This is a genomic window from Oceanobacillus phoenicis (assembly GCF_047238145.1).
In the GTDB taxonomy this organism is placed as follows: Bacteria; Bacillota; Bacilli; order Bacillales; family Amphibacillaceae; genus Oceanobacillus.
On the sequence record NZ_JBDFME010000002.1, the window covers coordinates 160,783 to 177,867 of the forward strand.

Consider the following 17,085-nt stretch of genomic DNA (forward strand, 5'->3'; position numbering starts at 1 on the left):
AAAAGCACCCTATGAAACTAATTACTAAAGATATATATATTCTCTTTAGTATAATTAGTTTCTGTCAGTCATAAATACATAATAAAAACGTAAATTATAATATAGAATTACATTCCATCTACTCCAAAATCACATTTATGTTTCGTATCTTTCTAACGGTTATACCACATATATGAATTATTGAGATTCAATAAAAGAAACACAGTTCTCACAAATACTATGACTGCCATCAATATTATGATTGTATAAATTTTCACATCTCATACAGCTTTTTATAGAACTAGATTGATCATGACCACAATTCACACAAACACCGAACGTATAAAAATCTTCATCTATAGATACTGTTTCTTCTCCACATTCCTCACAACAAAAATTACCTACAACTTCAGTACCACCATCTTTAATACTTGTATAATTCATGATAGATATCTCATTCACTTTATTTGGAAAGTGAGAATCAATTATTTCATTAAGGTCTTCAAGGAATAAGTTATCATCTATTTCTTCTAAACCATTTTGAATTACTGGCATATAGTTGCTTTGATCTTCATCAAAATAAGCTTCTCCATTTTGATAAATTATCTCATAAGAATACTCTGTTTGTTGTTCGCTATCAATTTGTACTGTTAATTTGCTGCTCCCCCCTGGTTCATCGGACAAATATCTTATTAGAAAATAGATATCTATTTCAATTTCATCTACAAGCTTACTTTGAATATTAAAAAATGGTTTTCCATCTTCAATACTATAATCTTTTAAAATTAAATCACTTCTAAAGTGCAATTCATCTTCGATTAACATTATTATTCTAGTGGCTTCCTCAATGAAAATTTGTTTTATTGATTCTTCATCATCCACACTAATTCCAGATTGTTCTTGCATAATTACTTTTTGGTCTTCTAACCAAATTTTTTCTAATTCTTTTTTACTCTCATCAGAAAGAGTTAGCGAATGAAAACGTTTAAATGCATTGTCAATTTTCTTTTGAACACATTTAATGTTCTTTCTCATGATCGAATTAGCACTTTTATCAATAAGTTTATTGTGGGCAATATGATTCCTGTTTTTGCAGAAATCGCCCCACTCGTTCATGAAGTCATCATCAAAATATTTACTAAACAAATGTTTCCATAAGTCAACTTCTGTCTTTAATTGACTTAATAATATTCCTTGAACTGACTTTAAGTCCTTTTCCTTGCTACTATATATTAGTTTTTCTATTTTTTCGTTATACTCAGGGTTCCACTTTTTCTTCTTGTACGTCATTATTTGGGATAAATGGTCTGAATTTAAAGATAAAAGCATAGTATCTATATTTGTATACATTGGTGCAGTTGTTTTATAAGAACCTTCCCTGTCTTTAAAAGTTTTGATTAAGTTTTCACTAACATAGCTTTCCCACCACTTAACCCCCATTTCTTTTATCATAAGGAGGTTAATAAATTCCCTCAAGCTATTTTCTGTATTGTATATGAGCGAATATAATTGATAAGCATAAAGAGCAGATTGACTATCCTTCAACCATATACATTCATTCCAATCTTTTCTCAAATGATTCTTTATTTCTTCTTTGAGCATGTACGCTAGTTCACTAAAATTCTCAGGATCTTCTATATTAATTTGAATTAATAGTTGCTTTTTTGTATCGAATGTAGCAAGTTCAAAAAATAAAACACACTCACTACCACTCTTGTCTACTACTTTTATAATTATTGCATCTTCAGGTCCGTCTAATCTATCCACTTCAAATGAATTTAATGGTATTTTTTTTTCTAACATTTCTGATGTTTTTTGTAAATAATCTATATCGTGCTCACCTTTAAAGTCTACGAAAACAAACTGAATCATCAAATCGCCCCCTACTTCTATATTTTAGCACGTTTGGACTGATAATTATTAACATCCTAACATTTAAAATGGTATAATTTACCTGAAAACCAAATAACAGAGGTGATAATTTATGATACAGGTTATAGGATCTTCAGATATATATTCAACTAACGGAGAAATATCTATGTCTTTTGTTGAAGACTACCTTAATGATAAATTGGTTAAATTTGATGTTATTTCAAAAAGTACTACCCAACAAGAAAGCAGAGTAACAATTAAGTTTATTATGAATATGAATAAGATTGTTCATTGTATAACTCTTGAAGATTACAATAGTCATATTTTTAATGCATTTAATAGTTTACTTCCAGGAAATTTGTATGCACAACCTGTAATGGTTTATAAGATAATACCAATAAAAGGAGAACCTATTAAACATTTTAAGGACCATATGGTCGAACATGAAAATAGTATCTTGTATAATACGTAGGTATATAAGACTTTGACGCTATATAGCTAAATAACTAAATTATATTAGTAGTTTTATAATAATACATAAAACTTTACTGTTGAACTACTCAACAAACTGTGATATTATTAATTTATATTAAATTAGATATTAGCATATAATATTTTTTTACCCACGTGTTGAGTTACTCAACAAATAATATAAGGATGGTGTTTGTTATGATAAAAGCAAATTTATTAGGAAGTTATGTAAATAAAGCATACAAAATGATGAAAAGAAACTATATAGAACAGGGGTATTTCGCTTCAGGAAGTATCGGAATGAACGACATTTTTGAAAAAATTCACAAGGATAACGAGAAAGCTGAAATAATTGTGGACCAATTGTTAGAGTCAGAAAGAGTTCAAATTAGACGGGATTGTCTTGGGCTTGCGTTCGAATTAACTGCAAAAGAAAGATATCAATTGATTAAAGAACATAATCTATCAGAAGAGTGGGAAGATAAAGCACCAATTGTAAATGAAGCACATGGTGAAATTTTTGCGGTAATTAAAGAAGTAAAAAGAAAAGATATAAAACTTCAACCGAAGCATTATGCAGCATCAACTGTACAGATTAAGAAATCTGTTATTAATGAACAATTATCTTTTGATTTGGAAGCAATTTAAAAAAAGGGGAGAGTACTTTTGAGTAGACAAAAAAGAAACAAACCAACAAAATATCCTAAAAGAATCTACGTTAGAATAGATGAAGATAACTTTATAAAATTTAAAACAAAGACAAAGCTATATGGACATACTCCATCTTCCATAATAAGAAAATGGATCAATGAATTTGTCATGGACGAATAAGATTAGCAATGAGAATACAAATACAAGAAAAAGGCTTTATATATACTCTGAAATCGTCGATAGATTAAAAAGATAAAGATGTTTTTTTCTCTATTTTAATTTTATTAGCTGTATTGGCTGTTACGCAGGTTGTTAAATTTTATAAAAGATTAAAAAGGAGTAATCGATAGATGACACTAATAGAGGTATTTTTCTTCAATTTTGTTAGGGTTTATGTTGATTTGGGAGTCATTAATAATTTATGAAAGGAGATAGTGTAAGATTATGAATACTGAACTCGCTCCATTTATACCACTTATAGTACCAATCGTAGCCGCAATGTGTGCTTTATTATTACAAGGTCCTAAAAATAAAAAGATAAGAGCAATACAAGACGGTGAAGAAGTATTAAAAACAAAGATAAGTCCAATGTATTTCGAACTTATTAATTTCTGGAGTAATAACAAGAATAATTTATCAGTAGATAATTTTAATAGCTTCGTTGATACTTATTATAATTCTGATATGTATAAAATAAAAGATGTATACATTGCTGAGTTTCTCTCTTACTGGGGACAAATGGATGACAGATTAAGAAAGAATAAAATTATAGAATTCTCAATATATATAGAAAAACAGTATTGGGTGTTATATGAATTTGTATCCCATCAATATATACGTGAAAAGAATAAACAAACTCAATCATTATTCTTTACTATTACATCATCTCTCTTTCATTCAATTTATTCTTTTATGTATTATGTGTTTACTTACCTAACCTGGATAGTAATAATCATGCTCTACTTGTGGTTTTTTGATTCAGTGAATACGGAATTCAATAGTCTTATTATGATATTATATATATTTACGGTGGTGTTATTTATTTTTTCTAAACTAATTAACCACACGCTTGAAATTATAAATAGTAATGACGTTCCCCTTTCCAAAAACATACTATATACTCAACTAATAAGTATGTATGATGGTAAGAAACTATCAATTAAAACAATGGTTTTGATAGATACAGTGGTTAAAGGTATTACAGAATGGATATTTAAATTATTTAAATTATTTAAAAATGGCCCTTCTGCTAGAGGATGAATGTATTAAATTGTTTCTGTTCATCTAGTTTAAAGTGAATTATTAAAAGCAGCCTTATTTTCAAAGACTGCTTTTTATTTTAGTTGTAAGGACTAATAATAAACTATAGAGCTACCATAGTTATAACTACTTCATATATTTGTCGAATAAATATTATAATTACAACACTAATCAATTGGCATATCCAAAAGTATCTTCTCCTGTACTTGTCTTTCTTAAACTCCTGGATCTCTACTAGTAGCTTATTTGGATAAATAAATAATAAAGAAAGAACAAAGATAAATACTAAATTTGCAATTAAAAGAATAAGCGCGGATTCACCAAATAGCATTGCTAGTGCAGAGTATATATAATAAGGTATCGTTTCAGGTAATAAAAAGTAGTTCCATGTTAATATTAATGTTAAAACTAAATAAAAGAAAAAGTTATCTCTAATATGAATGATTGCATATTCGCGTATAAACTCCATAAGGTCATCCCCCTAATACCGTTATTAAACTAGCAACTACCAACACAAAAGAGAATGTTAATATGTAACTCAGCCCATGTCCTACAAGCAGTAGTTGCCAATATGGACGTTTAACTTTAGGGTTTTCTAATTTATAATTTTTAGCAACTTTATGATTCACCCTTATAAAGAATGCAGTGAATATAAATGGAAAGCCGAAGATGGCCAACATATAATATAACAATAGACTTCGTTCTGCTACGAAGGTATATATTCCATATAAATATATTGATCCTATAACTATAAAAATATAAACAGTAAACTTAGAATATAGAATTTAAAATTTTTCCTGTGAACTGTAGAATAAATATACATAAAATTTTGCATATTACCCCGCCCTTTCTTAATCATTACTGTTAAAAGAAACGTTGTATGTAGTGTTCAACACGCTCAAAAAAATATTTAAACGTTTGTACTGAGCCTCTATACAACATTTGCAAAAACATTTTTACCCAACTTAGAAAACTTTGCATAAAAAATATTCTCCTTTAAGAATTTTGCATATCTAACTTTTAATTCCCTTATACTGTTCATTATTTAAAAATGAAGCAATTGGTTCGTTTTTACTTTCTAGAATAGATTTAATTTTTTTATCTATGAATTTTACTAATACAGGCATTACTTTCCTCTCAAAATGCTTACGTGTAGATACTTTTTTAAACGAAAAAATCATTTCTTCATCAATAGTAATTATTTCATTAATAACTGCTTCACTTGCACTACTTCTTCCCATATAGACAAGTAAAGGTGAAAAATTGAACAACCTTAGAATGGGATTATGATAAACGATTAAATAATTAGCATCCCACTGTACTGCAGCTCGTATAATTCTTATATTTTCATGTTCATTTGGTATAATTATTACTTTTGTTTGAAAAGGATTATGGCATGAATAATCCTCGATTGATTGAATATCTATGTGATACATTGAATTGGTCCTCCTTTGATTTAAGCAATATTTAATTATGGTAGTATTCCTATATAAGCATCTGCTTTAATGCTCATTTCAGTAGTGTTTTTATCCTGGTAAGTATTCTTTCGTAAAAATCCCCATGCAAGAATATTCTTTCCTATTAGATCCATATCGGAATACGTAAAATGTCTAAAATATTTATCAAAAAGTACTAGTGAAAATAAGACTTTATTTACTGCTTTGAAATTGATATAAATAACCTTTTCACGTCTTAAAATGTTTTCAACCTCCCCATACACAAAATAGCCTATATTGGGTATCAATCGGTCATTCCAAAGCAGATTATGCGCCTTTTCTTGGTCAATAATAATTGACGATATTGGTATTTTCTTTCCTTTTATGTTTACAATAATTCCACTTAGAATATCTGGTTCATAAGAAGTCATCAATTTAACAACGGATTTTAATGACCCTATGCTAGCAGGTGTATCACTCTCTTGTTTGACTTTTATTTTATTAGGATCTGTTTTCTTCTTCTCATTCTCATCTTTTTCTACAAGGCGTCGTTCATAGTCTGGATCGATTTTGTTTAGATTTAATCTTACTAGCGTTTCTGAAATACCATTATCTAGTAAATCGTCCTGGTATTCTCCAACTTTCTTAATCGACTCAACAAAGGTTAATGGTTTCGAAAAACCACAACCTGCAGCATGCTTTGAGTCATTCTTACCTGTTGTCTTAAAGTAAGTTGTTGTATTCTCACTTTCTGGTACATGAATAACTGGCACTTTGCATGAATTATCAATGCAATATAACCTATTCCCATGAATTTCTGCGTTGTATTCTCTTGCTGTTATCACCTTCCCGTTGCTTAGTAAAGCTGAATTCATTTAGACTCACTCTCCTTTTTATATAAAGATGACAAGACTATTAACCCCATAAGAACATCTATTAACCGATTATAGGTTTTTTTCAAATTTTAGTTTCCCCTTTTGCGGTAACTTATCTAATCCGATGGAAGAAAAATCCCAAATAGTAGATTGCTTCAATGCTTCTTCATATGTCAGTGCAACGCGGGTTCTTATACCTTTTAGGAATTTTTGGTAAGATGCATAATCTTTAATTTCTTCATTAATGTGTTTTTGCATATTCCCTGTGGTTAGAGGAGAAGTAAATAAAGGTATGTTCTCCATAGCTGTTGCGAGAATTCTTCCTTTTGTTGTGATAAACACTTTGTTTTTCTTCACTTCTATATATCCACGTTGTTTTAGTCCTTTTACAGTTTCAGCTCGTGTTGCTACAGTTCCTAATGACAACTCATCCTTTGAATATTCACTACGAATACCGTTAGGTAATTCCTTATAAGCATTAGCCATCATTACTACAATGTCCGCTTCACTCCATCTAGATAAAGGTTTAGTTTTTCCTTCTTTCGTGTCTACACTGATAACACTCCCTTTTTCTCCTATTTGAACATCTGGTAATAATACATCTTCTTTTTGAGAGGGAATAACTTGATACCATCCTTTTTCTACGACTTGGCTGCCTTTGCTTCTAAACGTATATTGTTCATTTACAAGTGTTGCTATCACAACTTCATTAACTACAACGTCTTTATAGTGTGCTGCGATTAATGATTTTGCAATCAAGCTATATATTACTTTCTGATTGTTATTTAGTTTCTCCCAATCTACTTTCTTCTCTGTAGGTATTATTCCATGATGCTCTTGAACCTTTGAGGAATTAATATAACGAGTATCATTAGAAATATCTTTAACTGGTGCTGGTAATAACGTCTTGAATTCATTTAATTCAGCTAAATTACTTAACACTTGTTCAAATGTATTAGCTTCTTCCTCTCCTACATATACAATCTGAGTACGAGGATAGCTTACATACCCTTCTAAATATAATTTCTGTAATTCAGAGAGTGTTTGATCCGGTGATAAACCTATGACTTTGTCTACTTTTTTTTGTAAACTAGTTAAATTAAAAAATTGCGGGGGACGTATATGTTTTATCTCCTTTTTTACATCTAATATCGAAGCAGGCTTTTCTCTCAATTCATTTATTAAAAAGTCTGCTTGTTCTTTATAGAAAATATGGTCCCAATCAGGGATAAACCACTTACCATTGTATTCATGACCAGCAATTCGAAAAGATGCATATATATCCCAGTATTTTTCACTCACAAAGTTTTCTATGGCAATCTCTCTTTGATAGATAAGGTGATTCACTACAGTTTGAATTCTACCTACACTAAAAACGTTGGAAGTCTTTTTATTCTTTACTGGAAAGGTCTTATTTTTAAGTTGAGGGTTTTTTGATAGTAGTAACGTAAATTGTCTTGAAAAATTCATACCAAATAGCCAATCAGCTTCTGAACGTGATAAACCTTGCCAGTACATATATTCAGATTCAGAGAAATCCTTCATTTTGTTTACAGATTTCCTTATGGCATTAGGAGTTAATGATGTAAGCCACAAACGCTTTAATGGTTTTTTAATTCCTAAAAATAAAATAATTTCATGAACAAGGTAAGAGCCTTCTATATCTATATCACCTGCGTTTACTATAACTGACGACTTATTTGCTAATTGTTTTATAGTTTGTAAAAGACGTTTCTTTGTACTATCAATTTTCTTAGACATAGTAGCCGGATTTAACGGTAAGTTGTCTAATCGCCACTCTTTCCAGCTACTATTTAGTTCGTGAGGTTCTTTGATCTGTAATAAATGTCCAGCAGCATAGGCTACATAAGCACCATCTGGAAAAGTTGAACAAGGATGTATCTCATAGTAGTTCCCTTTATGTGTGTAGTTATATGCCTGAGCAACCATCTTAGCTTGAGAGTTCTTCTCGCATATAAAACAATATTTCCCCATAAGCTATACCCTTTCTATAAACTTTTTTGTTGTTGATACTGATCTAACAGGAGTTTTCCAACTCTTTGAGGGATATAATACGCACCCTTCAATATACGTTTAATTGCTAAGATGACATCTTGTGTTCTCATAGACTTAAACAACAATCCAAAAATAGGGAAACTAAGCAACTCTATTAGTTCCTCATCTCTTAAATTTTCCGTTATTAAGCAAACTTTCACACCTCTTTTCGTTAAATCTTCAATCACTTCTATATTTCGCTGCTCTTTCTCAGTATCGCAAAATAAAGGTTCTATGATTACTAAAGCATTATCGTTGTTTGAAAAATTAGAGATCGATGGATATGAAACAATAGATAAGGAAGGGATAGAGATTTCTAGAAGTTGTCTTAGTCCCTCTCGATAGTGATGATGATGTGATACGATACAAGTATTCAATGTAGTGATACCCCCAAATTAAAAACCCCCTTAATAAGCTTAAGGAAATTAAAAAATTATTCCTTTTAGCCAGTTAAGGGGGTCCCTTTTTATATTTAATTAAATGTTAAAGTTATTATAGCATTCGATAAAGTAAAATACCATGCTTATTATGGATGAAACAAATGTAGTTCTCCATTTTCTACTAAAGCGTATTGACCAAATCCATGTTCGTCAATTACCCATGCAACTGTTGATGCTTTATATGAAATCAATCCATGGTCATGAAGTGGAAAAGGTGATTTATACACTTCATCATGCCAACCAATGATAGTTTCTTTCTGATTTAGAGCCATAAATTTATTTTTTTTAGATAAAGAGATAATCCAACAACCAAAAGTTTGATCTGGAGAAACATACCATACTGCATTATAATCTACATTTTGGTCAGGTTGCAGTGGATATAATAATTTTGTTTGAGATTCATCCGATTCATTAAGTAATACGCTATCGGAAAATTCATCCCACTCTTTTTCACTCAAAAATTGGGAACATCCAGCTGTATAAAAAGGATCATTTGGAACTTCATTATTAAAGAAACCGCATTTACTTGTTTTTTTATCAAAAAGAGCACAATGTGTTTGGCAAGTAATTACATCTTCATCATATGGTTCTTTTTGCTGATCTACCCTATATAACATTATTACGTTCCCCTTCTCTTTGTAAAAAACTTTATATATTATATAATACCGGTTCAACTACAACAGATAATATAATAGATATTACTGAAAATAAGAATAAGCGATTGCTCCATCTGTTATAAGCTGGGTGCTTTATTAAGATATAAGACATTCTAAAAAGTAACCCAATAAAAACTAATCCTATAGCTATGAAAAACACAGATGAAGATAACAATGAGATAATACTGTTTAAATATCCATCTACATTGTGAATATTATTTTCTCCTAAAACAAATATACCAACTACTCTGAAAAAAATAAAGATTATCGGAATTGAAATAAGACCCCAGGTTGCAGTTTTCAATGTGCTTCCAACTTTGGTAAAAAGCGCATATGCAAAACGGATAAGAAAATAAATAAAAATCACCGTAAATATTGCAGGAATTATAGATGACCATATCATTGTACTTTCGTTTACGGTTTGTGTAGTTGCATTGAGAGAATCAGAAAAGTTTACATTACTATCGAACATTGATTTTCCTTCTTCAATTTTATCTAAATTAACCATTGCAGAAGTATTTATTGGAAATAATAAAAAGCATGAAAAGACAATAAGCAATGTTAATCTACCCATGCTTTATCTCCATTTCTTATAGAAATATTAGTAAAATACTTCCCTAATTCGAAGTATTGTGATACCAACTCTGTTTGGAATTCTAAATTGATCTTTCCAGCTATTACTTCAAATTTACTGTCGAACATTTCTTTCTGTACACTTTCGTTTTCCACTCTATTCAGTGCTGTAATCCATTGGTTTAAAATGCTTCGGTTAAGTTGCTTTTCTTTTAACAACTTAGATACCTTTAATGCGTCAATATTCATATGGAAATATAGTTTCGTTAAATACCCTTTAGAACCGAATACACGAACAGATTCGATATACTCATTTAATATTACAAATCTTTTAATACGAGGATAAAGAAAAGATGTTAAAGAATTGACCTTTTTTGGTATATCGATTCTAAATTTTATTTGAATTGCACGATTATCAAAGTTTCCGTCTTCATCTACTTGAATAGTTGCTTCTAATGGAACGTTAAGGTATTGAGAAATTGGTTCTAACCAGCTAAAATCACAAGCTATAATGTTTTCTTCAAGATTCTCATAATATGTATCTTCTTGATGAATACCTTTTACACCCTTAACACTTAGTAAAGCATATGGTTTTACATTCGTAGATTTATTTGGGCTACACTTAATAAACAATTCACTTATGTTAAATTTATTTCTCATTATCTTTTCAATGAATTGATGTATCCCTTCTTCCGTCAGTATCATAAGATCCCCCTTAATATTTAAGACCCAGCATTTTTTATAAATAGGTATATTTAACTAAGCAAGTTTAATTTATTTTGTCGTTTATAGATAATTATACATTATATCTAATATTTTCCAATACTTTTTTACTATTAATTTTAATAAGAAATCATACTATTTTCTCCTTCTCAAGAATATTAAATATGTAGTTAATACACACACCTCCTGTATAAAACGTACTAATATAGATTGAAGAACTCTATATTAATTCGCTTTATACAAGAGGCAACTAAAATTAGATTAGTTACCAATTGCTCTTAAAAGTTATAGACAATTAAGAAATGATTGTATGGTCTATAACTTTTATTTTCTCTGCTTTTTCCTCTACGGTTAGCATTAATTTGTCATTAATTTGAATCTCTTCAGCATAATCACCCATATGAATCCATCTCTTTTTGCCATCAGACACATGGATAAAAGGACCTTCCTTTCCAACTACAATAACAATCCAATTTTGCATACCATCGATATTATTGGCCATTGTAGAGGGAGTGTGTTCCCGATCTATTGCTTTTTGAAGATCTGCAATATCAAGATAGCTATTCGGATCTTCATATTCATCATCAAAGAGAGAGATTTTTCCATCTCCAAACTCCTCTTGAAGCTGCCTTACTATCTCTTTTGCTTCAGAATCAGAGGATACATTTATAGGTATGTCTGTTGGTTCATATTTGTCGATTGCTGTTAGAAAATCATTATTTTCTGTACTCATGTTTACTAACATATTATTCTCCTCATTTTTTCTTTTTTCTTTTAGAATATTTTCTCGAGAAAACTCTCCTACGCCATAAATAGCTCTCCAATATGGGTCACTTTCTACTCGACTTGGTGCAAATATACATTTCAAAAAATTATATTCTAGTATATAAAATACGGTTAACATAACAATGAGTATCTCCATTTGCTCCATTTAAACGAAATTCCTCTCTGTAAAAGTAATAAAGGTGGATAGATGGAGAAAACCACCTCCACCCTTATATCATCCAGCAAATAAGTCAAAGCCTAGTTGACCATCTATTGGGCCTTTCTTAGTCCCTTTCCTTTTTTGCTTATTTGTGTTTTTACTTACCGTGAATAAAGAAAGTTGTTCTTCTTCATATATGGTATTTCCTGATTGTTGTAATGTATTTCTTTCTGTAACTACAAGATGCGAAAGGATTGCTTTATCGTCAACCATATCAAAACCAAAAGCTTCAACTAGGTCAATAGATAGTACTCCTTTATCCATTACAAAACCTTCTCTTTTCCCCTTCTCAATACAAGCAATGATAGTGTCTGCTTTGTTTATGAGAATATTTTTAGTAGCATCACCATTAATGGTTGTTCTCACCCAATTAATAAATTGGACTTTAGATGATATTTGCTTTTTCTTCCCAACTTCAGATAAAAGCTCTCGAGCTCTATCAGAGGTTTGTGATACCCATTCTTCCGCAGATCCTTTAATGGTTTCTCCGCTTTTAATGGATTTAACAAGCATCGTTTGTAAGTCACCTTCATCTCCAAGCATAGCAGCAAGTCCATCGGATGAGACGTCACCACTAATAGCAGCTGTTGCTTTCTTCTTCTTGGCAATAAGTTCAGCCATTTGCTCTTGATAGCTATCTTTATATGCTATGTAGAATAATCTACATTCCTCTGTTTGCCCAATACGCCAAGCTCTTCGTGCTGCTTGATTAATTGTAAAAAGTGACCATGAGAATTGATAAAAAATAAGTGTAGGTGTACAAAGTAAGTCTAAACCTACTTTCACTAGTTCTTGAGATACAATACACACATCATAGCCCTCTTCTTCCATTTTCTCTTTAAGCCATTCCGAACGATTATTTGTTTTAGTGGTCGTAGTATCCAAGATACATACTCTTGCACCGATATCGCTCAGTACTTTCTGAAGTCTTGGACGAACATCTCTTCCTTGAATAGAGGACCCTGTATCACGTACATAAACAATTGATTTACGACCTTCAGACATTTCGTCTTGTATGATATCCTGTAATTTTTTCTCTTTATTGAGTAAAATATTAGTGTCCAAGTGAACTGAATTCCAAATACGTTGCCTTTGTAATCCGGACTCACCCTCTAATAATTTGTAATCCATATCAGGATAAGTAAAAGGATTATCAGGATATGCAACTCCATTCTGAGTTAGAGGTAAATATAGTTTTTTCCCATCTTTTCGTTTATCAATCTCTTTTTCAAAAGTCCGAACCATGTCATCATACGCAGTTCTTAATTCTGGGTTCATCGGGACAAAAATTGTTGGAACATCTACTAGTTCAACAGGATCTGGCCATACATCAACTAAACGTACTAGACATGAATTTTGAACTAAAAACTTTCCATATACAAATGGTGATATTCCAGGTAATACCTTTTCTTTACTTCTTGTATTTGATCCTCCATGACTATTTTTATTGCTATATTCATCTCCAATAGATTCACCGTTATACGTTGTAATAGTCTTTTCTATATTTCCATACTCATGATTCCACTTGCTAACTTCAGAGTATTCAAAGCCATTAGCTTTCATCATATAAGGGAATAAACGCCAGAGAATATAATAAATATCTTCTGCTTTACCTCCAAATAATGTTCCCGTACCACCAACTAATTTTTTTGAAGCTGCTGCTAAAGCACCTAGTGCATTACCTTGTGCTGTATTTCCACTTTTGGTTAAATGGATTTCATCTACTATTGCTAAATCAAAGAAGTTTTTCATTTTCCTTTTGATATAATCAATAGCTGCCACTTTACGGGGGAACTTTTGTGATTTTTTTACTGGCTCCTGTGTTTTTTGTATATGAGATACAAGCATTTTAGAATTTGGTTGTTGGATTGCATGAATTAATTTCTTTTCATGAGTTATCCAATCTTTATAGTTCTCATAACGATTAACTACTTTTTTAGTCCATAAACTTTCACCACATTCACTACAGAAAGCATTCGCTGGAGATTTAGTTTTATGGATTCGTCGTGTAGTTCCAAATTCATACTCTAGAAGTATCTCTTTTTCAACCTCTTCTACTTCATTTCCGTTTTCATCAATTGTTGTTTGAGAATCAATCACCTTTTGATGAGGTTTACCACATGAAGGACAATACCAACCAAATCGATACGGTTTATCTTGTGATGTAGCTTGATTCGTTGTTTTTTTATATTGAAATTCACAAGCTGGACGAATAGCACTTCCATCACGCATCGTGTTATAACTAATCACAAAGAAAGTTGGCTTAGTTGGAGAAGGACGACCTTGACGTGTCCACTCCGCATGGTATCTAATTAATTGCGAAGTATTTTCAATAAGGTGTACTTCTGCATTTTTTAAGATATCCTTAATTTCTTGTGGCCACTTCTTTGTTAGGTTTGGTGGGACCATGACGCAAGAAAAAAAGCCTTTCTTCCCACTATTACGCGCATATGCATCTGCAACTGCGGTCATCATTGTTGTCTTCCCCGTACTCATTTCCCCCTCTAGCAACACACTGTTTTGTTTCTTAAACTTTTTAACAAGAGCAGTTGCAACGTGAGCTTGAACTGGAAAAAGTGGGCGGTCATATTCGTCAAAGTACGGAAATGCATCATCAATAGTAGGCTCGTGACTAGGAGACACCTGTTCATTAACCTTTTCAATCATAGAATCAACATTTAAAGATAAATAGTTTTCTAAACTACCTATCTCTTTAATTTTTTCTCCCGTACCTACACTTCCTGGAAATGAGAAGATCCCTTTTTGGATACACTGAGTAACTAGGTTATCCCCTTGTTCTTCAGTTATATTCAATTTTAGAAGACGCATCTGGAATCCCTCTGACATGTACATTGGGATTTCTTTCAAATAACCATTTTCTTGCAATGCAGTATACAACGGTTCTTTCCATTCAGGAAGTAAATGTAATCCGTGCTTACTACCTCCGAAATAAGGAAGTAAATCATCTGCTGGATTTTCATTAAAACTTAAGACATAGTCTCCGTTGACTAGTACATCATCATGAACAATCGCCATAGACTTAAATGCACTTTCTCCCTCTATTGGTAAAGGAAAACGTGTATATTTCCCTTTTTGTGCAGTTAAGCTATATATCTCTGACTGGAAAGACCAAGAGGTGTTTTCTTTTACTCCAAAACCAAAAGATATACCATTGCTTCCGATATCCATACTTGCTTTTAATGCTTGCAAACTAGAATCGTTCCCTGCAACAATAATAGCCAAAATAACATCTTCTTTTTTCTCATTTTCCTCAATTGCTAAACCATAGCAAAAAGCATCTTGATATAAGTTGTTCATTCTGAATTCAACCATCTTTGGTTGTTCTTCTGTCTCTTCACAAATAGTATAATTTCCTAACAACATTTTAGTTCCTATCTTCATTACTTTGGTTAAAAACCCATCCTTACTAATAGAACATAGAAAAGCTGAATAGCTCAGCGCATCCTAATTACATTAGAAGTAATGAAAATAGGATACACCTCCCTATTAATCAATTATTAGTATCAACATTCTTATAAGCGTATTAATCGCTTATTATAATTTTCAGATAACCTCGTCATACCAAGTTGTATAGTAAGAGTCACCATCACCGTCATCATATAAATCTAAAAAAGCTTCCCTAGTGAAATTTTTCTCTAAATGTTCATCTGAACAAAAATAATACATTCCAGAATCAATACAGTAACCCTCTTCCATTTTGGCGTTACATTCAGTACATACTCTATATCCTTTGCCATATCCTTGAATATCTACCATTTTTCATTTCTCCTTATCATATATTAATATACTGTTAAGCGACTCAACCCAATGCTTGTTACCAATTAAAAAAGAAGCACTAAGGTATTGAGTTTTTCATCATAACAAACATCCTCCTGTTAAATTGATTATTTATATATAAAAACAAGCAATCATATGATAGCTTGTTGAGTATTCCTCTATATCATTTCTCCACAAAAAAAACCTTTGGGTACAAATAGACATACTTTTAGTACGTTTCCATTTAAACCCAAAGGTTTTGCGTTCATTTTAATAGCCATACTATCTTAAAAGACAGTATAAAAAAGGAAAAATTACATTACTACACTATTATTATATTTGTTTTTCATTATAGATTCAAGACTTATATACTATTCTTCAATAGGTAAAGCCGTAATAATGTAGCGGTCTGGAGCATTACCAATATAATCGAATGGATAGCAAGTTGTAACTGTTAAAACCTCATGACCTTGTGGTCGAATAATTGTCCGATCCTCTGCATCAACTATTTGAGTTTCTACTATTTCATATGAAAAATCTCCATATGGAAGTTGAACAGTCATTATATCGCCTATCTCTAACTCACCCATTCTTCTAAATACTGTATCACGATGACCCGATAATACAATTTGTTCACCTTGTCCTGGAAACATTGTTCCTTGATAATGACCTACACCTTTTTCTAGTTCATTCTCATTCGTACCTTCTATAATTGGAAGATCCGATTCCAATTTAGGAATATGTAATATACCTATTGTTTCACCTACAGACGGAGAAAAATCGTTGTTGGATAATGGAACTTCTTCTGTTTTATTCTCTTTTTCCTTTACATTATTTAAAGTAGTTGCTGTAGATGTACCTGATACTTCGACCTTTTCTTTTGCTTCGACCAATGCATTTTTTTGAGATAATTGTTCACTTATTATTTGATAACCACCAAAACCAAAAATAATTGCTCCAATTATAAAAAATAAATATGATAACTTTTTCATTTTTATCCCCCTTCATATTAATAGTTTATTAAAATTCTCCCAAAAAGGAAATAAATGAGAAAAAACTAGTTAAAACAAACGTCAATGTGGTCCTATCAATGTTCAATAATTGAATATCTATAGTTCATTTTTTAAATATGGGTAGTTCAATAATTAAATACCTATAGTTCAAAAAATGAACTATGGTGATATTCTCATAGTTCAAAAAATGAACTATGAGTTATCCACATTTTTATCTTTATTTTCATAGTTCAAAAAATGAACTATGAAATCCACTATTCAATATTTGAACATACCCTTATTCAAATATTGAATATATAAGAATTACAAGGTTTTAAGA

At 31.0% G+C, this 17,085-nt stretch carries 16 protein-coding genes; 3 read left to right on the plus strand and 13 right to left on the minus strand.

Translation table 11 applies throughout. The features are described 5' to 3' along the window. Positions 1-177: 177 nt before the first annotated feature. Positions 178-1,851 (minus strand): hypothetical protein, encoded by a 1,674-nt coding sequence (locus ABC346_RS20625; protein WP_413236652.1) that lies wholly within the window; start codon positions 1,849-1,851, stop codon positions 178-180. 112 nt (positions 1,852-1,963) lie between these two features. On the opposite strand from ABC346_RS20625, the gene ABC346_RS20630 reads away from it, so the two are divergent. The 3 genes from ABC346_RS20630 (at position 1,964) to ABC346_RS20640 (ending at position 4,233) form a co-directional block, all read left to right on the plus strand. Then, the gene (locus ABC346_RS20630) at positions 1,964-2,323 is read left to right on the plus strand and encodes a hypothetical protein (RefSeq protein ID WP_413236653.1); all 360 of its coding nucleotides are present in this window, start codon (positions 1,964-1,966) and stop codon (positions 2,321-2,323) included. 197 nt (positions 2,324-2,520) lie between these two features. After that, on the plus strand, positions 2,521-2,970 hold the full coding sequence (locus ABC346_RS20635; RefSeq protein WP_413236654.1) for a hypothetical protein: 450 nt from the start codon (positions 2,521-2,523) through the stop codon (positions 2,968-2,970). A gap of 447 nt (positions 2,971-3,417) precedes the next feature. Further along, positions 3,418-4,233, plus strand: a complete 816-nt coding sequence (locus ABC346_RS20640; protein WP_413236655.1) for a hypothetical protein — start codon at positions 3,418-3,420, stop codon at positions 4,231-4,233. A gap of 103 nt (positions 4,234-4,336) precedes the next feature. On the opposite strand, the gene ABC346_RS20645 is transcribed toward ABC346_RS20640, so the two are convergent. The 12 genes from ABC346_RS20645 to ABC346_RS20700 all read right to left on the minus strand — a co-directional run bounded on the left by ABC346_RS20645 (position 4,337) and on the right by ABC346_RS20700 (position 16,745). Continuing rightward, on the minus strand, positions 4,337-4,702 hold the full coding sequence (locus ABC346_RS20645; RefSeq protein WP_413236656.1) for a hypothetical protein: 366 nt from the start codon (positions 4,700-4,702) through the stop codon (positions 4,337-4,339). A gap of 544 nt (positions 4,703-5,246) precedes the next feature. Beyond that, on the minus strand, positions 5,247-5,669 hold the full coding sequence (locus ABC346_RS20650; protein WP_413236657.1) for a hypothetical protein: 423 nt from the start codon (positions 5,667-5,669) through the stop codon (positions 5,247-5,249). Positions 5,670-5,704: 35 nt separating this feature from the next. After that, entirely contained in the window at positions 5,705-6,544 is an 840-nt protein-coding gene (locus ABC346_RS20655; RefSeq protein ID WP_317958490.1) for a hypothetical protein, read from the minus strand. Between the two features lie 69 nt (positions 6,545-6,613). After that, positions 6,614-8,539 (minus strand): DNA topoisomerase, encoded by a 1,926-nt coding sequence (locus ABC346_RS20660; protein WP_413236658.1) that lies wholly within the window; start codon positions 8,537-8,539, stop codon positions 6,614-6,616. A 14-nt stretch (positions 8,540-8,553) separates the two neighbouring features. Then, the gene (locus tag ABC346_RS20665; protein WP_317958493.1) at positions 8,554-8,976 is read right to left on the minus strand and encodes a hypothetical protein; all 423 of its coding nucleotides are present in this window, start codon (positions 8,974-8,976) and stop codon (positions 8,554-8,556) included. A 149-nt stretch (positions 8,977-9,125) separates the two neighbouring features. Then, the gene (locus tag ABC346_RS20670) at positions 9,126-9,656 is read right to left on the minus strand and encodes a hypothetical protein (RefSeq protein ID WP_317958494.1); all 531 of its coding nucleotides are present in this window, start codon (positions 9,654-9,656) and stop codon (positions 9,126-9,128) included. A 31-nt stretch (positions 9,657-9,687) separates the two neighbouring features. Continuing rightward, positions 9,688-10,269 (minus strand): hypothetical protein, encoded by a 582-nt coding sequence (locus ABC346_RS20675; RefSeq protein WP_317958495.1) that lies wholly within the window; start codon positions 10,267-10,269, stop codon positions 9,688-9,690. Further along, positions 10,257-10,973 carry a hypothetical protein gene (locus ABC346_RS20680; RefSeq protein ID WP_317958496.1) on the minus strand — a complete coding sequence of 239 codons (717 nt, stop codon included), beginning with the start codon at positions 10,971-10,973 and terminating at the stop codon, positions 10,257-10,259. Before ABC346_RS20680 ends, ABC346_RS20675 begins: the two co-directional genes overlap by 13 nt. Before the next feature lie 313 nt (positions 10,974-11,286). Then, positions 11,287-11,922 carry a hypothetical protein gene (locus tag ABC346_RS20685; RefSeq protein ID WP_317958497.1) on the minus strand — a complete coding sequence of 212 codons (636 nt, stop codon included), beginning with the start codon at positions 11,920-11,922 and terminating at the stop codon, positions 11,287-11,289. Between the two features lie 69 nt (positions 11,923-11,991). Continuing rightward, positions 11,992-15,378 carry a helicase-related protein gene (locus tag ABC346_RS20690; protein ID WP_413236659.1) on the minus strand — a complete coding sequence of 1,129 codons (3,387 nt, stop codon included), beginning with the start codon at positions 15,376-15,378 and terminating at the stop codon, positions 11,992-11,994. Between the two features lie 162 nt (positions 15,379-15,540). Further along, complete coding sequence (locus ABC346_RS20695; protein WP_317958499.1) at positions 15,541-15,753, minus strand: hypothetical protein; 213 nt, start codon at positions 15,751-15,753, stop codon at positions 15,541-15,543. A 371-nt stretch (positions 15,754-16,124) separates the two neighbouring features. Further along, on the minus strand, positions 16,125-16,745 hold the full coding sequence (locus ABC346_RS20700; protein ID WP_317958500.1) for a class D sortase: 621 nt from the start codon (positions 16,743-16,745) through the stop codon (positions 16,125-16,127). Positions 16,746-17,085: the final 340 nt, after the last annotated feature.

Bases quoted from the DNA above. Each gene is read 5' to 3' on its own strand.
- ABC346_RS20650 (WP_413236657.1), bottom strand. From the start codon at position 5,669: ATGTATCACATAGATATTCAATCAATCGAGGATTATTCATGCCATAAT.
- ABC346_RS20625 (WP_413236652.1), bottom strand. From the start codon at position 1,851: ATGATTCAGTTTGTTTTCGTAGACTTTAAAGGTGAGCACGATATAGAT.
- ABC346_RS20680 (WP_317958496.1), bottom strand. From the start codon at position 10,973: ATGATACTGACGGAAGAAGGGATACATCAATTCATTGAAAAGATAATG.
- ABC346_RS20655 (WP_317958490.1), bottom strand. From the start codon at position 6,544: ATGAATTCAGCTTTACTAAGCAACGGGAAGGTGATAACAGCAAGAGAA.
- ABC346_RS20675 (WP_317958495.1), bottom strand. From the start codon at position 10,269: ATGGGTAGATTAACATTGCTTATTGTCTTTTCATGCTTTTTATTATTT.
- ABC346_RS20695 (WP_317958499.1), bottom strand. From the start codon at position 15,753: ATGGTAGATATTCAAGGATATGGCAAAGGATATAGAGTATGTACTGAA.
- ABC346_RS20635 (WP_413236654.1), top strand. From the start codon at position 2,521: ATGATAAAAGCAAATTTATTAGGAAGTTATGTAAATAAAGCATACAAA.
- ABC346_RS20660 (WP_413236658.1), bottom strand. From the start codon at position 8,539: ATGGGGAAATATTGTTTTATATGCGAGAAGAACTCTCAAGCTAAGATG.
- ABC346_RS20685 (WP_317958497.1), bottom strand. From the start codon at position 11,922: ATGGAGCAAATGGAGATACTCATTGTTATGTTAACCGTATTTTATATA.
- ABC346_RS20645 (WP_413236656.1), bottom strand. From the start codon at position 4,702: ATGGAGTTTATACGCGAATATGCAATCATTCATATTAGAGATAACTTT.
- ABC346_RS20700 (WP_317958500.1), bottom strand. From the start codon at position 16,745: ATGAAAAAGTTATCATATTTATTTTTTATAATTGGAGCAATTATTTTT.
- ABC346_RS20670 (WP_317958494.1), bottom strand. From the start codon at position 9,656: ATGTTATATAGGGTAGATCAGCAAAAAGAACCATATGATGAAGATGTA.
- ABC346_RS20630 (WP_413236653.1), top strand. From the start codon at position 1,964: ATGATACAGGTTATAGGATCTTCAGATATATATTCAACTAACGGAGAA.
- ABC346_RS20690 (WP_413236659.1), bottom strand. From the start codon at position 15,378: ATGAAGATAGGAACTAAAATGTTGTTAGGAAATTATACTATTTGTGAA.
- ABC346_RS20640 (WP_413236655.1), top strand. From the start codon at position 3,418: ATGAATACTGAACTCGCTCCATTTATACCACTTATAGTACCAATCGTA.